Here is a 20017-nt window from a genome sequence, read left to right on the forward strand (position 1 = left end):
AAGCGTAGTTAGGCGCTCCGTGTCGCCATAGCTTCCCGGGGCTCAGCCGGGCTTCAGCCGGCCGCGGCGTCGCCGGTGCGGCCGGGGGGCAGGAAGTCGGCGGTACTGGTCTCCGACGGCTCGCGATCGGGCCGCAGCCCGCGCCACGACGGGTGGCGCAGGCGGCTGTCACCGGTGACCTCGGCGTACTGCACCTCCCCGACCAGGCGCGGCTCCACCCAGCGCGCGTCCCTGGCGTGCTCGCGCGGCACCGGCTCGTCGAACGGCGGGCCGGCGCGTTCCAGGGACGCCAGGCGTTCGCCCAGGTCGCGCAGCATGACCTCGGTGAACCCGGTCCCGACGTGCCCCACGAACCGCAGCCGCCCCCGCTGGTCGAAGGCACCCAGCAGCAGCGACCCGATCATCCCCGAACGCCGCCCGCCCCCCGGCTTCCAGCCGCCGATCACGACCTCGGCGGTGCGGACGTTCTTGACCTTCGTCCAGTCGCTGCTGCGCCGGCCGGGCCGGTACGGCGAGCCCATCCGCTTGCACACGACCCCTTCGAGCCCGAGCTGCCGGGAGGAGTCGAACGCGAGCCCGGCGTGGTCGGCGAACCACACGGGCACCTCCCAGCGGTAGCCGGGCGTGAACGTGGTCTCGAGCAGTTCCCTGCGGGCGCTGTAGGGGCGGGAGACGGTGCTGTCCTCGTCGAGGTGCAGGATGTCGAACGCCATGAACGTCACCGGCACCGACCTGGCCAGTTCGGCCACCGCCGCCGGGTTGCGCTGGTGCATCCGGGGCTGCAGCGCCTCGAAGCTGGGCCGCCCGGTCTCGTCGAACGCCACGATCTCCCCGTCGATCACGGCCGGGTGTCCGCCGGTGGCGCCGGCCATGAGCTGGAGCTCGGGGTAGGCGGGGGTGATGTCCTTGGCGTTGCGCGACATCAGGCGGACGGCGCCGCCCTGGAGGTAGGCGAGCGCGCGCACGCCGTCCCATTTCATCTCCACGGCCCAGTCCGCACCCTGGACGGAGGTCAGGGTGCCGAGCTGCGCCAGCATGGGCGCGTAGGCCGGCAGCCGCACCATGGTGCAGGCCGTACCCCGGAGGGCTGATCGACAGTGGTGGGCCGGGGTCTACAGATGGTCAAGCGCGGTGTCCTCGACGAGCTCGGCCAGGTCCACGCCGTGGGCGGTGAGCTCGGCGACGGTGGCGCAGTAGCCCTGCAGGTACGTCGTGCCGTTGACCCGGTGCGAGACACGCAGCAGCGGGCGATCGTCCAAGATGATCGCCTCGACCAGGATGCCGCCGGGGGCTCGCCACTGTCCCACCCCGGTAACTGTAGGGGTGCGGACAGAATGGACACGTAATGGGAAAGTACGCACCTGGCCTTGTCGGGCGGGGTGATGGCTTTTCCGGGACATGGGCGCTCGACCTTTGGGTAAAGAGAAATTGGCGCCTTTTTGGGCGTTCGGCGTTATCGGGGGGTTCGGGGCGGGCAGGGGTGACGGCTCTCGGCTTTCCCGGCCGTGGCCATGCCCCCGCGACGGCCACGGCGATGCCCCGGCGGGCCCGGTCCGGGGCTGTGGCGGCCGCGGGCTGCGACGTCGGCGAGCGTCGCCCGCGGCCGCCCTCCGCACCGCCGGGTGAGGGGCGGCACGCCGTCCCGGATGGTGGACAGAACCTGATTAAGGGGCCGGACTCCGTAGACTGTGATGGTGATTTCCCGTATTGACATGCGTGGTTCTCTTCCGGAGAACCTGCGCGACGTGCTGCCCCGCGCCGAGCTCGACGTCGAGGCCGCCCTGGAGAAGGTGCGGCCCATCTGCGACGACGTGCGCCATCGCGGGGCGGCAGCCGTACGGGAGCTGACCGCCAGGTTCGACGGCGTCGAGATCGCCTCTGCCCGCGTCTCCGCCGAGGCCATCGACCAGGCCCTGCGCGAGCTCGCCCCCGAGGTCAGGGCGGCGCTGGAGGAATCGATCAGGCGGGCCAGGCTGGTCCACCGCGACCAGCGGCGCACCGACGTCACCACCCAGGTCGTGCCCGGCGGCACGGTGACCGAGCGGTGGGTGCCGGTCGACCGGGTGGGCCTCTACGTCCCCGGCGGCCGCGCGGTCTACCCCTCCAGCGTGGTCATGAACGTCGTCCCGGCGCAGGAGGCCGGCGTCGGCTCGCTGGCCGTGACCAGCCCGCCGCAGAAGGAGTACGGCGGGCTGCCGCACCCCACCATCCTGGCCGCGTGCGCGCTGCTCGGCGTGGACGAGGTCTACTCGGTGGGCGGGGCGCAGGCGGTGGCCATGTTCGCCTACGGCACGGAGGAGTGCCCGCCCGCCACGATGGTGACCGGTCCGGGCAACATCTGGGTGGCGGCGGCCAAGCGGCTGCTCAAGGGGCGCATCGGCATCGACTCCGAGGCGGGCCCGACCGAGATCGCCGTCCTGGCCGACGAGACGGCCGACCCGGTCCACGTGGCCGCCGACCTGATCAGCCAGGCCGAGCACGACCCGATCGCCGCCGCCGTGCTGGTCACCACCAGCGTCGAGCTGGCCGACGCGGTCGAGAAGGAGCTGCCGGGCCAGGTGTCGGCGACCAGGCACTCCGAGCGCATCGCCGAGGCGCTGGGCGGCAGGCAGTCGGGCATCGTGCTGGTCGGCTCGATCGACGACGGCATCAAGGTCGTGGACGCGTACGCCGCCGAGCACCTGGAGATCCACACCGCGAACGCCGCGGAAATAGCCGGAAGAATCCGGAACGCCGGGGCCATCTTCGTGGGCCCGTACGCTCCCGTGTCGCTCGGCGACTACCTCGCCGGGTCCAACCACGTGCTGCCCACGGGCGGCTGCGCCTGCCACTCCAGCGGCCTGTCGGTGCAGTCGTTCCTGCGCGGCATCCACGTCGTCGACTACACCCGCGACGCCCTCGCCGACGCGGCGGCCCACGTGTCGGTCCTGGCGGACGCCGAGGACCTTCCGGCCCACGGCGCCGCGATCCGCGCCCGATTCGACTGGCAGATTCCCACGGAGACCGCGTGAACCTCGACGACCTGCCCATCCGAGACGACCTCCGGGGTAAGTCGCCGTACGGCGCGCCCCAGATCGACGTCCCCGTCAGGCTCAACACCAACGAAAACCCCTACCCGCCCTCGCCCGAGCTGGTCGCCGACCTGGCCGAGGCGGTCCGGGAGAGCGCGGGAGAGCTCAACCGCTACCCCGACAGGGACGCCACGGCCCTGCGCGCCGACCTGGCCGGCTACCTCGGCCACGGCCTGACCACCGAGCAGGTGTGGGCCGCCAACGGCTCCAACGAGGTGCTCCAGCAGATCCTGCAGGCCTTCGGCGGCCACGGCCGCACGGCCATCGGGTTCGAGCCCTCGTACTCGATGCACCCGATCATCACCAGCGGCACCAGCACCGAGTGGATCTCGGCCAGCCGCGAGGACGACTTCTCGATCGACCCCGGCAAGGCGACGGCGGCGATCGAGGAGCACCAGCCCGACATCGTGTTCCTGGCCTCGCCCAACAACCCGACCGGCACCGCCCAGCCGCTCGAGACCATCAAGGCCGTCCTGGCCGCCGCCCGGGGCATGGTCGTGGTCGACGAGGCCTACGCGGAGTTCGCCCGCGAGGGCACGCCGTCGGCGCTGACCCTGCTGCCCGAGCACCCCAGGCTGATCGTCACCAGGACGATGTCCAAGGCGTTCGCCATGGCGGGCACCCGGCTCGGCTACCTCGCCGCCCACCCGGCCGTGGTGGAGGCGCTGCTGCTGGTGCGCCTGCCGTACCACCTGTCCACGCTCACCCAGACGGCGGCGCGCGTGGCGCTGCGGCACCGTGCCGAGCTGCTGGGCACGGTCGACGCGCTGCGGCGCGAGCGCGACGACACGGTCGCGTGGCTGCGCTCCAAGGGCCTGGCCGTGGCCGACTCCGACGCCAACTTCGTGCTGTTCGGGCGCTTCCCCGACCGGCGCAAGGTGTGGGAGGGGCTGCTGGAGCGCGGGGTGCTCATCCGCGAGGTGGGCCCGCCACAATGGCTGCGGGTGTCGATCGGCACCGGTGAGGAGATGGCGGCCTTCCGCGCCGCCCTGGAAGGAGTCTTGTGAGCCGCGTAGGCCGCGTCGAGCGCGTTACGAAGGAGACCTCGGTCCTGGTGGAGGTCGGCCTCGACGGCACCGGCCGGGTCGAGGTGGCCACCGGGGTCGGCTTCTTCGACCACATGCTGGCCCAGCTGGGCAAGCACGGGCTGTTCGACCTGACGGTCAAGACCGAGGGCGACCTGCACATCGACTCCCACCACACGATCGAGGACACCGCGCTCGCGCTGGGCGCGGCGTTCCGCGAGGCGCTGGGCGACAAGTCGGGCATCAGGAGGTTCGGCAGCGCGTCGTGCCCGCTGGACGAGTCGCTCGCCCAGGTCACCGTCGACCTGTCCGGACGCCCCTATCTCGTGCACTCCGAGCCCGAGGGCATGGCGCCGATGATCGGCCCCGAGTACGACACGACGATGACCCGCCACATCCTGGAGTCGCTCGTCGCGCAGGCCGCGATCTGCCTGCACGTCCACGTGCCCTACGGCCGCAACGCCCACCACATCGTGGAGGCCCAGTTCAAGGCCCTGGCCAGGGCGCTGCGCGAGGCATCCGAGCTCGACCCGCGCGCCACGGGCGTGCCGAGCACCAAGGGCGTCCTATGACCGAGAACACCATCGCCATCGCGATGGTGTTCATCGGGCTGTTCCTGATCGGCGGCGTGTTCTCGCTGGCCAAGCAGGGGCTGAAGATCGGTGCGGCCGTCTGCGCGCTGGGCGCGGCGATGGCGATCACGGCGGGGGTGCTGTGGTGGTAGGCAAGAAGGTCGTGGTGCTCGACTACGGGTCGGGCAACCTGCGCTCGGCCGAGCGGGCGCTGGCCAGGGTCGGCGCCGACGTGACCGTCACGTCCGACTTCGACGCCGCCATGGACGCCGACGGGCTGGTGGTGCCGGGCGTCGGCGCGTTCGAGGCGTGCATGACCGGGCTCAAGAGCGTGCGCGGCGAGCGGATCATCGGGCGGCGCCTGTCCGGCGGGCGTCCGGTGCTGGGCATCTGCGTGGGCATGCAGATCCTGTTCGCCCGGGGCGTCGAGCACGGCGTGGAGACCGAGGGCTGCGCCGAGTGGCCGGGCACGGTGGAGCGGCTGGAGGCGCCCGTGCTGCCCCACATGGGGTGGAACACGGTCAAGGCGCCCGCCGACAGCGTGCTGTTCGCCGGGCTCGACGCCGCGACCCGCTTCTACTTCGTGCACTCGTACGGGGTGCGCGAGTGGGAGCTGCACGCCGGCGAGGGGTTCGCCGAGCCGCTGGTCACCTGGGCCGAGCACGGCGTCCCGTTCGTGGCCGCCGTCGAGAACGGCCCGCTCAAGGCCACCCAGTTCCACCCCGAGAAGTCCGGCGACGCCGGAGCCGTACTGCTGAAGAACTGGCTCGGCACGCTGTGAGCGCGCCGATCACCCGATCCAGGCTCTCATGAGCAAGGAACGCGCGCGCCGCAGGGCCGAGCGGGAGGCGGAGCGGGCGCGCGCGATCCGGGCCAACGAGGAGCGGCAGGCGCGCCGGGCCCGCCGCCGCGCCCTCCTGGCCCGGCTGACCCCGCGCCCGGTGCGGTTCTACCGCCAGGGCGGCCTGATCGCCCGCCGCCACCGCGCCCAGAACATCGTGGTCGCGCTGGGCTTCCTGTTCGTCCAGGCCATCGTGTGGCTGGTGTGGGGCTCGCTCCCGCTCAGCCTCGCCGTCCTGGTCTTCTCGCTGCTGCTGGTACCCGTTGTCGTGACCCTCGCTTTCGACCGGAGGATCTGAATGTCGCTCGTATTGCTGCCCGCCGTGGACGTCGTCGACGGCCAGGCCGTACGCCTGGTGCAGGGCGAGGCCGGGACCGAGACCGGCTACGGGGAGCCGCTGGCCGCCGCGCTGGCCTGGCAGGAGGCGGGCGCCGAGTGGATCCATCTGGTCGACCTGGACGCCGCGTTCGGCCGGGGCACCAACCGGGAGTTGCTCGCCGACGTCATCGGCCGGCTCGACGTGAACGTGGAGCTGTCCGGCGGCATCCGCGACGACGACTCCCTGGCCGCCGCGCTGGCCACCGGCTGCCGCCGGGTCAACATCGGCACCGCCGCCCTGGAGAATCCCGAGTGGTGCCGGAAGGTCATCGCCGAGCACGGCGACAAGATCGCGGTCGGGCTCGACGTGCGCGGCACCACGCTGGCCGCCCGCGGCTGGACCGAGGACGCCGGTGACCTGTGGGAGGTCCTCGACCGCCTCGAGGCCGACGGCTGCCCCCGTTACGTCGTCACCGACGTGACCAAGGACGGCATGCTGAAGGGCCCCAACCTCGACCTCTACCGCCGGATCCTGGCCCGCACCGGCCGGCCGGTCGTGGCCAGCGGCGGCGTCTCCTCCATCGACGACCTGGTCGCGCTCGCGTCCCTCGTCCCCGACGGGCTGGAGGGCGCCATCGTGGGCAAGGCCCTCTACGCTCACGCGTTCACACTGGAAAACGCGCTAGCCGCAGTACGTGTGTAGCTCTTGCCGGGAGGGGGCGAGATGAGCGTCAGCATCTTTGGTATGGAAAGCACCGGTCGCAGGGTGTTTTCCGGCGGTATCTGGGAGGAGCGGTACGGCTATGCCCGTGCCGTCGTGGCGGGTGACCGGGTGATCGTGTCCGGCTGCACCGCCACGGTCGACGGAGAGGTGCGCCATGTCGGCGACGCCTACAGACAGAGCCTGACCGCGATCGACATCGCGCTGGAGGCCGTCCTGATGGGCGGTCTGACCAGCGAGGACGTGGTCATGGTCCGTTACTATGTGGTGGAGCAGCGCCACTTCGACCTCGTCGGGCAGGCCATCGGCGAGGTCTTCGGCAAGGTGCGCCCCGCCTGCACCGGAGTGAGGGTGGCCGGGCTGGTCGACCCGAGAATGCTGGTCGAGATCGAAATCGAGGCACACCGAGCATGACCGTAGCCGTAAGAGTCATTCCCTGTCTCGACGTGGACGCCGGCCGCGTGGTCAAGGGCATCAACTTCGAGAACCTCCGCGACGCGGGCGACCCGGTCGAGCTGGCCAGGCGCTATGACGAGGAGGGCGCCGACGAGCTGACCTTCCTCGACATCACCGCGTCGTCCGGCGAGCGGGAGACCATGCTCGACGTGGTGCGCAGGACCGCCGAGCAGGTGTTCATCCCGCTCACCGTCGGCGGCGGCGTGCGTTCGGTCGAGGACGTCAACCGCCTGCTGCGGGCCGGGGCCGACAAGGTGTCGCTCAACACGGCGGCCATCGCCCGGCCCGAGCTGCTCACGGAGGCGTCCCGGCGCTTCGGCGCCCAGTGCGTCGTGCTGTCCGTGGACGCCCGCCGCGCGCCCGGCACCCCCAGCGGGTTCGAGGTGACCACGCACGGCGGTCGCCGCGGCACCGGGATCGACGCGGTGGAGTGGGCGGCCCGCGGCGAGGAGCTCGGAGTGGGGGAGATCCTGCTCAACTCGATGGACGGTGACGGCACGCTCGACGGCTACGACCTGGAGATGCTGCGTGCGGTCCGCGCCGCGGTGCGGGTGCCGGTGATCGCCAGCGGCGGCGCCGGCCGGCTGGAGGACTTCCCTCCGGCGGTGGCGGCGGGCGCCGACGCCGTGCTCGCGGCGTCGGTGTTCCACTTCGGCACGCTCAAGATCTCCGAGGTCAAGGACACGCTCCGGATGGCGGGCCACCCGGTCCGCTAGCCCGCCGGGGCGGGTGTCACCGCGTGCGGGCGGGTCGCGAGGCCCGCCTGCGCGCGTCCGTCAGAAGACCCGCAGGTGGTGGAACAGCTCGTACGCGACGTCCTTCGCGGCGAACGCCGCCGCCTCCGAGCGCTTGACCGCCAGGTACGCGCTGCGCCGCAGCGGCCCCAGCGCCTCCATGAGCACCTCGTCGGCCTCCAGCGCGTCCAGCGCCTCGTCCAGCGACGCCGGCAGGCGGGTGTACTGGCCGGGCCGGGTGTCCGGGTCCACGTCCACGGCGGGCCCCGGGTCCAGCTTGCGCCGGATGCCGTCCAGGCCGGCGTGGATGACGGCCCCGAGCGCCAGGTAGGGGTTGGCGGAGGAGTCGGAGGGTTTGAGCTCCAGGTTGGGCTCGCCGCTCTCGCCGAGCGGGGAGCACACGCGGACCGCGGCCTCACGGTTGTCGGGCCCGTGGACGGCGTACGCGCTCGCCCACGTGCGGGGCGCCAGCCGCCGGAAGCTGTTGACGCTCCCGCACGTGAGCGCCGTCAGGCCGGGCAGGTGGGCCATCAGGCCGCCGATGAACCCGTCGCGCACCTCGCCGTCCTCGGCGAAGACGTTACGGTTGTCGCTCCACAGGGACAGATGCAGGTGCGCGCCGTTGCCCGCCTGGTCGGCCAGCGGCTTGGGGGCCAGCGTGGCCCACATCTGCATGCGCATCGCCGTGCCGCGCACGGTCTCGCGGTAGAGGACGTGGTTGTCGGCGGCGCGCAGCGCGGGCGCGTGGCGCACGGACAGCTCCTGCTGGCCGGGCCCCAGCTCGGGATGGTAGTGCTCGACCCGCAGCCCCTGCGTCTCCAGGGCGTGGATGAGCTTGATCGTGTAGTCGTGGGCCGTGTCGAACCCGGCGTTGGCGTAGCAGAGCGAGTCGTCGAGCGGGACCAGCCGGTCGGGGCCGCCGGCCGGGTCGGGCAGGCGGCGGCCGAGCGTGAACTCCGGCTCGAACGCCGCGACCAGCGTGTAGCCCTCGGTGGCGAGCTCGGCGATGGCCTCCTTGAGGAAGGTGCGCGCGCAGGCCCCCCACGGCGAGCCGTCCGGCAGGCGCAGGTCGGACAGCATCGCCGCCGCGCCCGGCGCATGGGGCAACGGGACGTAGGTGGCCGGGTCGGGGACAATGCGTACCTCGCCCACCGGACCCATGTGCTCGACCTCCTGGAGCTGGTCGAGCATGTTCATCGCCATCATGGCCACCGTGTGCCCGATGCCCGTGCTGAGCCGTTCCGCCAACCTCGACCGGGACGCGGCCTTGCCCCGGATCACGCCACCGTGGTCGGCGTACAGAAAACGGATCAGCTCGATTCCCTCGAGCTCGGTTCGCTCGAGGATCCGCCGCGCGTTGGGATCGAGCTGATTGATCTTTGTGCCGCTCGGGCGATCTCTCATCCTGCCTGCGTAACACGATCCGGCAGCGCGGGGAAGCATCTGGCGCAGACAGAAGCCTCGCGTCAGGTCAGAACATTTGTGAAGAACACAGCCAATTGGTCTGCTCCGTGAAGGATTCCTTCAAACACTCCGTTGACCGCCGCCGCAGCCTGGGTCGGCTTGGTGAACAGGTAGAACACCACGAACGCGACAGCCACGTAGGTGATCACCTTCTTGACCTGCATGGGGGCCTCCTGCAGTCCATTCCCAGCCGTATATACCCGGATCTGGGCGATCATCGGCATCTTCTGTGAAGATGTACATGATCCTAACCGGGGGGCTTCCTTACTGAGCCAATGGTAAGCGCAGAAGGTCTGGCGTGAACCCCTTGTTCACCGGGATTTCCGTGATAGGTCGTCCGGATCGCTCAGACGCCGAGGGAGGCGTCGCGCAGTCGTTCGACGTCCTCCGGGTCGCCGGTCAGCTCCACCCTGGTGTGCCGCTGCCGCCCGAAGCAGAACATGAGCAGCTCGGCCGCCCGGCCGGTGACCTCGACCCGCGCGCCTCCGCGGGGGCCGCCCAGCGCCACGCCGCCGCCGAGCCGGTGCAGCACCACGCCGACCGGCGCCTTGCGCAGCATCAGCCGGGCCCCGCTGGCGACCCGCTTCCAGATGAGCCGTTCGAGGTCGTCGGACAGCTCGCGGGGCTCCCATGACGGCTGGGCGCGGCGGACGTCCTCGTGGTGGACGAAGAACTCCAGCGTGTTGACGGCGTCGTCGAGGAAGGGCAGCAGCCCGTAGACGCCGCCCGGCTCGCGCACCAGGCCGACCAGCTCGGGGAAGGGGTGCTTGGCCTTGAGGCCGTTCTGCACCGAGGCGGTGTAGCCGGCGAGGGGCTTGAGCGCGATGCCGCCCATCGCGTCGGGCCTGCGCTCGCGCAGCGCGAGGTGGGCGGCCAGGTCATAGGTCGTCCAGCCCGTGCAGAGCGTGGGGGCGTCGGGGCCGAGGCGGTCGAACAGGTCGCAGAGCGCGGAGCGTTCGTCGCGAGCGTACGTCACGTGGTCAACCCTACCGGTGGGAATAACGTGCATATCTGAAGTGATAGTGACTTAAGCAGATATGTCGGATTGGAAGGGGAACGTGCCGCGTGGCGACCAAGGTCACCTCGGCCGTGATGCGTCAAGGGCTGCGTGTCCTTGGGGTGGCCATTCAGACGGAGAAGGCGGTGTTCGCGCTGGCGGTAGTGGCCAGCGCGCTCTACGGCGGCATGACCGTCGCGTCCGCGTGGGCGCTGGGCTGGGCGACGCAGAACGTGGTGCTGCCGGCCTTCGGGTCGGGCCGCATCGCTTCGGGGGCGCTCTGGACGGGAGCGCTCCTCATCGTCGGGACGGCGCTGCTCAAGTCGGTCGGCGTGGCCGGGCGCCGCATCCTGGCGGGGGTCATGCAGTACCGCATGCAGGCCAGGTCGCGCAGGGACGTGACCAAGCAGTACCTGAGGCTGCCGCTGTCCTGGCACCACCGGCACCCGACCGGGCAGCTCCTGTCGAACGCCAGCGCCGACGCCGAGGCCGCCTGGGCGCCGCTCGCGCCGCTGCCGATGGCCGTGGGCGTGATCGTCATGCTGTTCACCGCGGCGATCGCGATGCTGTTCACGGATCTCGTGCTCGCGCTGGTGGGTTTCTTGATTTTTCCGGCGATCGCCGTACTTAACCTGATTTATCAGCGCAAGCTCAGCCCGCTGGCCACCCGCGCGCAGCAGCTGCGCGCCGAGGTCAGCGAGATCGCGCACGAGAGCTTCGACGGCGCGCTCGTCGTCAAGACGCTCGGCCGGGAGGAGCTGGAGACCGACCGGTTCCGGCGGCGCGCCCACGAGCTGCGCGACGCCAACATCGCGGTCGGGCGCGTGCGCGGGCTGTTCGACCCGCTGCTGGAGGCGCTGCCCACGATCGGCGTGCTCGCGGTGCTCGCCGTCGGCGCGGCGCGGCTGTCCGCCGGTGCGATCGACTCCGGCGACCTGGTGCAGGTGGCGTACCTGTTCACGCTGCTGTCCTTCCCGATCAGGGCGCTCGGCTGGGTGCTGGCCGAGCTGCCGCGCAGCGTCGTCGGCTGGCAGCGGGTGCAGGCCGTGCTGGAGGCCACCGGCTCCATGGAGTACGGCGGCGTCGCCGCCACGACCGCCGCCACGACCGCCTCCACCCCCGCCGCGCTGGAGATCTCCGGCGTCTCGTACGCCTACGGCGAGGCCCAGGTGCTCCACGACGTCACCTTCGACGTGCCCGCCGGCCGTACCGTCGCGCTGGTCGGGCCCACCGGCTCGGGCAAGTCCACGCTCGTGCAGCTGCTCGTCCGGCTCGTGGACCCCGGCACGGGACAGGTGCTGCTCGACGGCGTGGACCTGCGCGAGCTGGCCTACGGCGGCATCGCCGAGTCGGTGGCGCTGGTGCCGCAGCAGACGTTCCTGTTCGACGACAGCGTGCGCGGCAACATCGCGCTCGGGCTGGAGGCGGGCGACGAGGACGTGTGGGCCGCCCTGCGGCTGGCCCAGGCCGACGGGTTCGTGGCCAGGCTCGCCGACGGGCTCGACACGCGGGTCGGCGAGCGCGGCGCGACGCTGTCCGGCGGCCAGCGCCAGCGCCTCGCGCTGGCCCGCGCGGTCGTGCGCCGGCCCCGCCTGCTCATCCTCGACGACGCCACCTCCAGCGTGGACCCGCAGGTCGAGGCCAGGATCCTGTACGGGCTGCGGGACGCGGCCGAGTCCTCGACCGTCGTGGTCGTCGCCTACCGGATGGCCACGATCGCCCTGGCAGACGAGGTGGTCTTCCTCGACCACGGCCGGGTCGTGGACCGGGGCTCGCACGAGGAGCTGCTGGAGCGCTGCGAGGGCTACCGCAACCTGGTGACCGCCTACGAGCGCGAGGAAGCCGAGCGCGCCGCCATCGACCTGCAGGCAGAAGAGGAAGAAGGGGTCAGCGCATGACGGCGCAGAGCATCCAGGGCAACTCTGAACGTTCCGCGCTGGCCACGATCCGGCATGGGCTCTCGCTCACGCCCGAGTTCCGCAAGGGGCTGGCGGGCACGCTGGCGCTGGCCGTCATCGCGACCATCGGCAAGATCATCGTGCCGATCGCGGTCCAGCAGACGATCGACACGGGGCTCAAGGGCGGCTCGCCGGACCTTCCGTACATCACCAAGGCTGTTCTTATCTGCGCGGCCGCGGTGCTGCTCACGGCCCTGGCCGCGTACATCATGAACGTCCGCCTCTACAAGGCCACCGAGTCGTCCCTGGCGACCCTGCGCGTGCGCGGCTTCCGCCACGTGCACGACCTGTCGGTGCTCACCCAGAACACCGAGCGGCGCGGCTCCCTGGTCTCGCGCGTCACCAACGACATCGACCAGATCAGCGCGTTCATGCAGTGGGGCGGGCTGATGATCATCGTGGCGTTCGGGCAGCTGTTCGTGGCGACCGTGCTCATGTTCGTCTACTCCTGGCAGCTCACCCTGCTCGTCTGGGCGTGCTTCATCCCGCTGATGATCGCGCTGCCGCGCTTCCAGCGGCTGCTGTCGCGGGCGTACACGATCGTGCGCGAGCGCACCGGCGACATGCTGGCGGCGGTCAGCGAGTCCGTCGTCGGGGCCACCGTCATCAGGGCGTACGCCTCCGAGCGCCGCACCGCCGAGCGCATCGACACCGCCGTGAACGCCAACCGCCGCGCCCAGATCAGGGCGCAGACCATCGTCGGCTTCGTCTTCCCCCTGACCGAGATCGTGGCCGCCGTCGCCATCGGCGCGATCGTGCTGCTCGGCGTGCGGCTCGGCCTGTCGGGCGACATCACGCAGGGGCAGCTGGTGGCGTTCCTGTTCCTGGTGACCCTGTTCGTCTCGCCGCTGCAGACGGCCACCGAGGTGCTGAACGAGGCCCAGAACGCCATCGCCGGCTGGCGCCGCATCCTGGGCGTGCTCGACACGCCGGCCGACGTGGCCGACCCCGGCGACCAGGGCGTGACGCTGCCCCGCGGCCCCATCTCGGTCGCCTTCGAGAACGTGCACTTCTCCTATCCCGGCGGCGTGCCCGTGCTGCGCGAGGTCACGGTGGACATCCCGCCGCGCTCGCGGGTCGCGGTGGTGGGGGAGACGGGGTCGGGCAAGACCACGTTCGCCAAGCTCCTGACCCGCCTCATGGACCCGGCCGCGGGCCGCGTCACGGTGGACGGCCACGACCTGCGCGACGTCCGCTTCTCCTCGCTGCGCGAGCGGATCGTCATGGTGCCGCAGGACGGCTTCCTGTTCGACGGGACGCTGGAGGAGAACGTCCGCTACGGCAAGCCCTCGGCCACCACCGAGGAGATCCGGCTCGCGATGACCGAGCTGGGCCTGGCCGACTGGCTGGAGGGCCTGCCCGCCGGGTTGGACACCCCCGTGGGCCAGCGCGGCGAGTCACTCTCCGCGGGCGAGCGGCAGCTCGTCGCCCTGGCGCGGGCGTACCTGGCCGACCCCGACCTGCTCCTGCTCGACGAGGCCACCTCGGCGGTGGACCCGGCCACGGAGGTACGGCTGGCGCGGGCGCTGGAGGGCGTGACGCGGGGCCGTACGGCCGTCTCGATCGCGCACCGCCTGTCGACGGCGGAGAACGCCGACGAGGTCCTGGTCTTCGACGCGGGCCGCCTGGTGCAGCGCGGCCCGCACGCCGAGCTGGTGGGGGAGCCGGGCGTGTACGCCGACCTGCACGCGTCGTGGATCTCCGCGGCCCGCTCCTGACCGGACGTGACGTCCCTGCCCGCGTGCCCGATAGACCGGGCACGCGGGCAGGCTGGTTGAATGGACGCATGTCCCTTGACCCCAAGATCGCCGCGCGGTTGAAGCGCGACGCCGACGGCCTGGTCGCCGCCATCGCCCAGCAGTACGACACCGGCGAGGTGCTCATGCTGGCCTGGATGAACGACGAGGCGCTGCATCGGACGCTCACCACCGGCCGGGCCACCTACTGGTCCCGCAGCCGCGCCGAGCTCTGGGTCAAGGGCGGCACCTCCGGCCACGTCCAGCACGTCAAGGCGGTGGCCCTCGACTGCGACGGCGACGCCGTCCTCGTCAAGGTCGACCAGGTCGACGGCGCGTGCCACACCGGAGACCGCACGTGCTTCGACGCCGACCAGCTCGAGATCCCGCTCGGATAGCAGGCCGCATGGGGCACAGAGAGCTGTGGAGCTGGCTGGGGGCGACCGTCCTCGGATGCGTGCTCGTGCTGTTCGGCGCGAGCCGGGCCTGGGTGCGGATCCTGGAGCCGGGCGTGGCCGCGCCCACCGGAGCCGAGCTCAGCCCCGTCCTGACCCCCGTCGCCCTGGCCGCGCTGGCCGGGGTGGTGGCCGTGCTGGCCACCAAGGGCGCGGGGCGCCGCGTCGTCGGGGCGCTGGTCGCCCTGTGCGGGGCGGGCGCGGCGGCCGGGACGTGGACGGCGCTCGGCGGCGACACGGTCACCGGCTTGCTGCGCGAGCAGAACGTCCTGCGCGGCGCCGCCGAATTCCCCTGGGAGGTCGCCCCGCTCTGGCCGGCGGTCACGGCCGCCGGAGCGGTCCTGGTGATCGCCGGCGGGATCGTCGCGATCGTGCGCGGCGGCAGGTGGGCGGGCATGTCGGCGCGCTACGACAGGGGCGCTGAGACGGGCGCCAATGGGGGCGCCAATGGGGGCGCCGGCAAGGCCCGCGCCGAGGTCAAGGACGACCGGGCGCTGTGGGACGCGCTCGACCGCGGCGACGACCCCACCGACTCCCGCTGACTCTCCGCGCTATGACGATTTCTTTACTGTTCTGAACCTCTGTCTGCTTGGCAAACGTTTCCTCAATAAGCTGCCGTTGCAACTCGCCACGAACACTTAGGAGCCAGGCGCATGAGCTACGGGGATCAGGGCAGCGGCGGCGGCTACGGCGCGCAGCAGCCCGGCGGTGGGTACGGTCAGCAGCCCCCCAGCGGGGGCGGCGGTTACGGCCAGCAGCCGCCCAGCTACGGGGGTGGTTACGGTCAGCAGCCCCCGACCGGGGGTGGCGGTTACGGGCAGCAGCCCCCGAGCTCGGGCGGGTACGGCCAGGGCGGGTACGGGGAGCAGCCGCCCAGCTATCCGCAGGAGCCGCTCGGCTACGGCCAGCAGCCCCCGAGCGCCGGCGGCTACGGCCAGCAGCCCCCCAGCTACGGCCAGCAGGGTTACGGCCAGCAGGGCTATGGCTACGGCGCGCCGCCCCAGCAGCCCAGGTCGACCAACGGCATGGCGGTGGCCTCGCTCGTCCTGGGCATCATCGGCCTGATCTTCTGCGGGATCACCAGCATCCCGGGCGTGATCCTCGGCCACATCGCCCTCAACCGGATCAAGAAGACCGGCGAGGAGGGCTCGGGCATGGCCGTCGGCGGTCTGGTCACGTCCTACATCACCGTCGTGATCTGGGTGCTGTGCTGGCTCATCTTCGGCGGGCTCATCCTGTCGATGATCGGGCTCAGCGCCGCCGCCACGTCGTCCTCGTACGACTACTGAACCGGTCGGTAACCCTCCGCGAGTGTGGCCGGACCGTGACGAGCCGCTTGCGGTCCGATTACGAATTGTCCGCAAAATGGACGTTCTTCCACGTAGGGGGCGTATCCTCGCTAGGCTGCCGCGCGCAACTTGCCACGGATGACAACATGAGAGGTCCTTCATGAGTTACGGCAATCAGGGCGACGGCGGCTACGGCTCGCAGCCGCCCGGCGGCGGTTATGGCCAGCAGCCCCCGAGCGGTGGCGGCTACGGCCAGCAGCCTCCGAGCGGCGGCGGTGGCTACGGCCAGCAGCCCCCGAGTGGCGGCGGCTACGGCGGTGGTTACGGCCAGCAGCCCCCGAGCGGCGGCGGTGGCTACGGCCAGCAGCCCCCCAGCGGTGGCGGCTACGGCCAGCAGCCCCCGAGCGGCGGTGGCTACGGCGGCGGTTACGGCCAGCAGCCCCCGGCCGGTGGGAACCCGCCGGACAACCACCTGGTCGCGGCCATCCTGACCACCCTGTTCTGCTGCCTTCCCCTGGGCATCGTGTCGATCGTCAAGTCTTCGCAGGTCAACTCGAAGTGGCAGATCGGCGACTTCCAGGGTGCCGCGCTGGCGAGCGAGGAGGCCAAGACCTGGTGGAAGCGGTCGTTGATCGCGGGCATCATCTGGTGGGTGCTGGTCATCCTCTTCTACGTGGTGGTGTTCGTCCTCCTGGCCGCCAGTGTCCCGAGCTCGAGCTACTGAGCCGGAAGGCGGATACTGAGAGCATGAGCATCGCAACAACCGAGCGGCGCGGCGCGGCACGCCTCAAGGGCCTGCTCGCGCCGCTCGGTGTTGCGGGCGCGACGGGCGCCGTGTTCGCGTTCGTCGGGATGGTGGACCCCAATCAGCCGGGCCACTACCCGACCTGCCCGTTCCTGTGGCTCACCCACCTCTACTGCCCGGGCTGCGGCACGCTGCGGACCATCCACGCGCTCGCCCATCTCGACCCGGCCACCGCGCTCGGGATGAACCCTCTCGCCGTGGCCATGATGCCGTTCCTGCTGTTCTGGTGGGGGAGATGGGTCGTACGCGCCTGGCAGGGCAGGCCGAGACGCACCACGCTCGCCCATCCGGCGTGGCTGTGGGCGTTCCTCGCCATCGTCGTGGTCTACTGGGTCGTCCGTAACCTGCCGTTCGGGGCGTTCCTCGCTCCGTAGGGACTCCCAGCCGGGGGGCCTGTGGTGAGGTGACCCCGTGCGGGCCGATACCATCGCAGGACAAGGCAGAGAGCGGACGCGACGCGAACTCTCCGCCGCCCCCACAGTCGACCGGAGGGACCTCAAGCGCGTGAGTGAGCGGACGGAAGGGCCGAGTGTCCTCGACGACATCCTCGACGGGGTGCGCGCCGACCTCGCCGCACGTCAGCAGGCCGTGTCCATTGACGAGCTCAAGCGGCGGGCCGAGCGGGCCCACGCGCCCAGAGACGCCATGGCCGCGCTCGGGGGCGACAGGATCTCGGTGATCGCCGAGGTCAAGCGGTCGAGCCCGTCCAAGGGCGCGCTGGCCGCCATCGCCGACCCGGCCGCGCTGGCGGCCGACTACGAAGAGGGCGGCGCCCACGTCATCAGCGTGCTGACCGAGCGGCGCAAGTTCGGCGGCAGCCTCGAAGACCTGGCGGCGGTTCGCGCCCGGGTCGACATCCCGATCCTGCGCAAAGACTTCATCCTGACCTCCTACCAGCTCTGGGAGGCCCGGGCCCACGGTGCCGACCTGGCGCTGCTGATGGTCGTCTGCCTGGAGCAGGAGGCGCTGGTGTCGCTGATCGAGCGGGCCGAGTCGATCGGGCTCACCCCGCTGGTCGAGGTGCACACCGAGGAGGAGCTCGAGCGGGCGGTCGCCGCCGGTGCCCGGGTCATCGGGATCAACGCGCGCAACCTCAAGACACTCGAAGTCGATCGCGAGGTCTTCACGAAGCTGGCGCCCAAGATCCCCGATAATGTGATCAAGATTGCCGAGTCGGGCGTGCGCGGCCCGCACGACCTGCTCGCCTATGCCAGGGCCGGCGCCGACGCCGTCCTGGTCGGGGAGAGCCTGGTCACCGGCAAGGACCCGCGCAAGGCAGTGGAGGCCCTGGTGACCGCCGGCGCCCATCCAGCGACGCGCCCCGACCACTCAGCAGAGGGATAGCAGTGGCACACGAAGGCTCCATCCTGACCGCCGCCGACCTGACGGGCAACGGCCCGCTCGGCGACGACCCAGACGTGCACGGCAAGTTCGGCATCTTCGGCGGCCGGTTCGTCCCCGAGGCGCTCATCCCGGCGCTCGACGAGGTGGCCGCGGTCTACGAGAAGGCCAAGAACGACCCGGAGTTCCTGCGGGAGTTCGACCATCTGCTGCGCACGTACGCGGGCCGGCCGACCACGCTGACCGACGTGCCGCGCTTCAGCGAGCACGCCGGCGGCGCCAGGATCGTGCTCAAGCGTGAGGACCTCACCCACACCGGCGCTCACAAGATCAACAACGTGCTCGGCCAGGCCCTGCTGACCAAGCGGCTGGGCAAGAAGCGCGTGATCGCCGAGACCGGCGCGGGCCAGCACGGCGTGGCCACCGCCACCGCGGCCGCCCTGCTCGGCCTGGAGTGCGTGATCTACATGGGCGCGGTCGACTGCGAGCGCCAGGCGCTCAACGTCGCCAGGATGAAGCTGCTCGGCGCCACCGTGGTGCCGGTGATCAACGGCTCCCAGACGCTGAAGGACGCCATCAACGAGGCGTTCCGCGACTGGGTGACCAACGTCGACTCCACCCACTACCTGTTCGGCACGATCGCGGGGCCGCACCCGTTCCCCGAGATCGTCCGCGACTTCGCGCGCATCATCGGCGTCGAGGCCCGCCGCCAGATCCAGGAGCTGACCGGCGGCCTGCCCGACGCGGTGTGCGCGGCGGTCGGCGGCGGCAGCAACGCGATCGGCATCTTCCACGCCTTCCTCGGTGACGAGGGCGTCCAGCTGCACGGCTACGAGGCCGCCGGGCGCGGCCTGGAGTCCGGCGAGCACGCGCTCACGCTCACCGCCGGCTCGATCGGCGTGCTGCACGGCTCGCGCACGTACGTGCTGCAGGACGACGAGGGCCAGACCATCGAGTCCCACTCGATCTCGGCCGGGCTCGACTACCCGGGCGTCGGCCCCGAGCACGCCTGGCTGAAGGACTCGGGCCGTGCCACCTACCACGGCGTCACCGACGACGCGGCGATGGCCGCGTTCTCGCTGCTGGCCAGGACCGAGGGCATCATCCCGGCCATCGAGTCCTCCCACGCCCTGGCGGGCGCGCTGGAGCTGGGCCGCGAGCTCGGCCCCGAGGCGACCATCCTGGTCAACCTCTCCGGCCGCGGCGACAAAGACATGGGCACGGCGATGAAATACTTCAACCTCTGACGAGCCGCCACCCCGGCGTGGGGTCCCGCGCCGGGGGATAACTGGTGGGACTCGACCTTCGAAACGGACAGACATGACGACTCTTCAGACGGTTTTCGCCAAGGCGAAGGCGGACAACCGGGCCGCGCTCGTCGGCTACCTGCCCGCGGGCTTCCCCTCCAAGGGCGGCGACGTCGCCGCGGCAGCGGCCCTGGTCGAGGCCGGCTGCGACGTCATCGAGATCGGCCTGCCCTACTCCGACCCGCTCATGGACGGGCCGACGATCCAGGACGCGGTGCACCGCTCGCTGGTCAACGGCACGCGCATCGCCGACGTGCTGCGCACGGTCGAGGGCGTCGCCGCCACCGGTGCCGCCACGCTCGTCATGACCTACTGGAACCCCATCGACAAGTACGGCGCCGAGCGGTTCGCCCGCGACCTCGCCAACGCGGGCGGCGTGGGCACGATCACGCCCGACCTGACGCCCGAGGAGTCGGAGCCGTGGCGGGCGGCGTCCGCGTCCGCGGGCATCGACACGGTGTTCCTGGTGGCGCCGAGCTCGACCGAGCAGCGCATCAAGGCCGTCGTCGACTGCTGCACGGGCTTCGTGTACGCGGCCTCGCTGATGGGCGTCACCGGCGCCAGGGAGAGCGTCAACGTCGCCGCCGAGGGCCTGGTCGAGCGGACCCGGGCGCACACGGACCTGCCGGTGTGCGTGGGCCTCGGCGTGGGCACGGGCGCGCAGGCGGCCGAGGTGGCGACCTACGCCGACGGGGTGATCGTGGGGTCGGCGTTCATCCGCCGCATCCTCGACGCGTCCGACGAGGCCGAGGGCCGGGCCTCCATCGGAGCCCTGGCCAGGGACATGGCCCAGGGGGTCCGCCGGTAAGGGCGCTTTACCGCCTATGTGACGAAATTTCGGGATTGCTGCAAGGATTTGGCGCGTAGGTCCTTGGCGTGCGGTCCGGGGCGGGTGATGATCGGGGCCCCGAAGCGGTGTGACGCACG

Annotated in this window: 24 protein-coding genes; 19 read left to right on the forward strand and 5 right to left on the reverse strand. The window is 71.5% G+C overall.

The window, feature by feature from the left end; all coding sequences use genetic code 11:
• Positions 1-53: 53 nt before the first annotated feature.
• Complete coding sequence (ligD, locus tag ACWDRB_RS05015) at positions 54-1064, reverse strand: non-homologous end-joining DNA ligase (RefSeq protein ID WP_449891895.1); 1011 nt, start codon at positions 1062-1064, stop codon at positions 54-56.
• Positions 1065-1112: 48 nt separating this feature from the next.
• Entirely contained in the window at positions 1113-1307 is a 195-nt protein-coding gene (locus tag ACWDRB_RS05020; protein ID WP_350726229.1) for a hypothetical protein, read from the reverse strand.
• Positions 1308-1694: 387 nt separating this feature from the next.
• Between ACWDRB_RS05020 and hisD the strand changes: the two genes are divergently transcribed.
• The 9 genes from hisD to hisF are packed head-to-tail and all read left to right on the forward strand — an operon-like array spanning position 1695 to position 7720.
• Positions 1695-3011: a histidinol dehydrogenase gene (gene hisD, locus ACWDRB_RS05025; RefSeq protein WP_449891896.1), complete on the forward strand. Its 1317-nt coding sequence runs from the start codon at positions 1695-1697 to the stop codon at positions 3009-3011.
• The gene (locus tag ACWDRB_RS05030; RefSeq protein ID WP_449891897.1) at positions 3008-4078 is read left to right on the forward strand and encodes a histidinol-phosphate transaminase; all 1071 of its coding nucleotides are present in this window, start codon (positions 3008-3010) and stop codon (positions 4076-4078) included. Before hisD ends, ACWDRB_RS05030 begins: the two co-directional genes overlap by 4 nt.
• Positions 4075-4668 (forward strand): imidazoleglycerol-phosphate dehydratase HisB, encoded by a 594-nt coding sequence (gene hisB, locus ACWDRB_RS05035; protein ID WP_350726235.1) that lies wholly within the window; start codon positions 4075-4077, stop codon positions 4666-4668. The genes ACWDRB_RS05030 and hisB overlap by 4 nt, the downstream gene beginning before the upstream one ends.
• A complete protein-coding gene (locus tag ACWDRB_RS05040; protein WP_350726237.1) occupies positions 4665-4820 on the forward strand; it encodes a hypothetical protein in 156 nt (51 codons plus the stop codon). Before hisB ends, ACWDRB_RS05040 begins: the two co-directional genes overlap by 4 nt.
• A complete protein-coding gene (gene hisH / locus ACWDRB_RS05045) occupies positions 4811-5449 on the forward strand; it encodes an imidazole glycerol phosphate synthase subunit HisH (RefSeq protein WP_350726239.1) in 639 nt (212 codons plus the stop codon). The genes ACWDRB_RS05040 and hisH overlap by 10 nt, the downstream gene beginning before the upstream one ends.
• Positions 5450-5477: 28 nt before the next feature.
• Positions 5478-5807 (forward strand): hypothetical protein, encoded by a 330-nt coding sequence (locus ACWDRB_RS05050; protein ID WP_192792284.1) that lies wholly within the window; start codon positions 5478-5480, stop codon positions 5805-5807.
• Positions 5808-6530 carry a bifunctional 1-(5-phosphoribosyl)-5-((5-phosphoribosylamino)methylideneamino)imidazole-4-carboxamide isomerase/phosphoribosylanthranilate isomerase PriA gene (gene priA / locus ACWDRB_RS05055; RefSeq protein WP_363963752.1) on the forward strand — a complete coding sequence of 241 codons (723 nt, stop codon included), beginning with the start codon at positions 5808-5810 and terminating at the stop codon, positions 6528-6530.
• A 21-nt stretch (positions 6531-6551) separates the two neighbouring features.
• Entirely contained in the window at positions 6552-6962 is a 411-nt protein-coding gene (locus tag ACWDRB_RS05060) for a Rid family hydrolase (protein WP_355191788.1), read from the forward strand.
• On the forward strand, positions 6959-7720 hold the full coding sequence (gene hisF / locus ACWDRB_RS05065; RefSeq protein WP_355191790.1) for an imidazole glycerol phosphate synthase subunit HisF: 762 nt from the start codon (positions 6959-6961) through the stop codon (positions 7718-7720). The genes ACWDRB_RS05060 and hisF overlap by 4 nt, the downstream gene beginning before the upstream one ends.
• A 60-nt stretch (positions 7721-7780) precedes the next feature.
• Here the strand turns inward: hisF and ACWDRB_RS05070 are convergent, their stop codons facing one another.
• The 3 genes from ACWDRB_RS05070 to ACWDRB_RS05080 all read right to left on the reverse strand — a co-directional run bounded on the left by ACWDRB_RS05070 (position 7781) and on the right by ACWDRB_RS05080 (position 10178).
• The gene (locus ACWDRB_RS05070) at positions 7781-9142 is read right to left on the reverse strand and encodes a glutamine synthetase family protein (RefSeq protein ID WP_363963756.1); all 1362 of its coding nucleotides are present in this window, start codon (positions 9140-9142) and stop codon (positions 7781-7783) included.
• Between the two features lie 62 nt (positions 9143-9204).
• Positions 9205-9420: a hypothetical protein gene (locus ACWDRB_RS05075; protein ID WP_185079467.1), complete on the reverse strand. Its 216-nt coding sequence runs from the start codon at positions 9418-9420 to the stop codon at positions 9205-9207.
• 128 nt (positions 9421-9548) lie between these two features.
• Complete coding sequence (locus tag ACWDRB_RS05080) at positions 9549-10178, reverse strand: TIGR03085 family metal-binding protein (RefSeq protein ID WP_350726251.1); 630 nt, start codon at positions 10176-10178, stop codon at positions 9549-9551.
• Between the two features lie 116 nt (positions 10179-10294).
• On the opposite strand from ACWDRB_RS05080, the gene ACWDRB_RS05085 reads away from it, so the two are divergent.
• The 10 genes from ACWDRB_RS05085 (at position 10295) to trpA (ending at position 19898) form a co-directional block, all read left to right on the forward strand.
• On the forward strand, positions 10295-12097 hold the full coding sequence (locus ACWDRB_RS05085) for an ABC transporter ATP-binding protein (protein WP_449892301.1): 1803 nt from the start codon (positions 10295-10297) through the stop codon (positions 12095-12097).
• Positions 12094-13875 carry an ABC transporter ATP-binding protein gene (locus tag ACWDRB_RS05090; protein ID WP_449891898.1) on the forward strand — a complete coding sequence of 594 codons (1782 nt, stop codon included), beginning with the start codon at positions 12094-12096 and terminating at the stop codon, positions 13873-13875. The genes ACWDRB_RS05085 and ACWDRB_RS05090 overlap by 4 nt, the downstream gene beginning before the upstream one ends.
• A gap of 68 nt (positions 13876-13943) precedes the next feature.
• The gene (hisI, locus tag ACWDRB_RS05095; protein ID WP_350726255.1) at positions 13944-14291 is read left to right on the forward strand and encodes a phosphoribosyl-AMP cyclohydrolase; all 348 of its coding nucleotides are present in this window, start codon (positions 13944-13946) and stop codon (positions 14289-14291) included.
• 8 nt (positions 14292-14299) lie between these two features.
• Positions 14300-14890 (forward strand): Trp biosynthesis-associated membrane protein, encoded by a 591-nt coding sequence (locus tag ACWDRB_RS05100; protein WP_449891899.1) that lies wholly within the window; start codon positions 14300-14302, stop codon positions 14888-14890.
• 111 nt (positions 14891-15001) lie between these two features.
• Entirely contained in the window at positions 15002-15637 is a 636-nt protein-coding gene (locus ACWDRB_RS05105) for a DUF4190 domain-containing protein (protein ID WP_449891900.1), read from the forward strand.
• A gap of 160 nt (positions 15638-15797) precedes the next feature.
• Positions 15798-16361: a CD225/dispanin family protein gene (locus ACWDRB_RS05110; protein ID WP_355191799.1), complete on the forward strand. Its 564-nt coding sequence runs from the start codon at positions 15798-15800 to the stop codon at positions 16359-16361.
• A gap of 23 nt (positions 16362-16384) precedes the next feature.
• Positions 16385-16816 (forward strand): DUF2752 domain-containing protein, encoded by a 432-nt coding sequence (locus ACWDRB_RS05115; protein WP_449891901.1) that lies wholly within the window; start codon positions 16385-16387, stop codon positions 16814-16816.
• 130 nt (positions 16817-16946) lie between these two features.
• Positions 16947-17786: an indole-3-glycerol phosphate synthase TrpC gene (gene trpC / locus ACWDRB_RS05120; protein ID WP_192792295.1), complete on the forward strand. Its 840-nt coding sequence runs from the start codon at positions 16947-16949 to the stop codon at positions 17784-17786.
• 38 nt (positions 17787-17824) lie between these two features.
• On the forward strand, positions 17825-19030 hold the full coding sequence (gene trpB / locus ACWDRB_RS05125; protein ID WP_449892302.1) for a tryptophan synthase subunit beta: 1206 nt from the start codon (positions 17825-17827) through the stop codon (positions 19028-19030).
• A 73-nt stretch (positions 19031-19103) separates the two neighbouring features.
• Positions 19104-19898 (forward strand): tryptophan synthase subunit alpha, encoded by a 795-nt coding sequence (trpA, locus tag ACWDRB_RS05130; RefSeq protein WP_350726265.1) that lies wholly within the window; start codon positions 19104-19106, stop codon positions 19896-19898.
• Positions 19899-20017: the final 119 nt, after the last annotated feature.

It is taken from the genome of Nonomuraea sp. NPDC003707 (genome assembly GCF_053587055.1).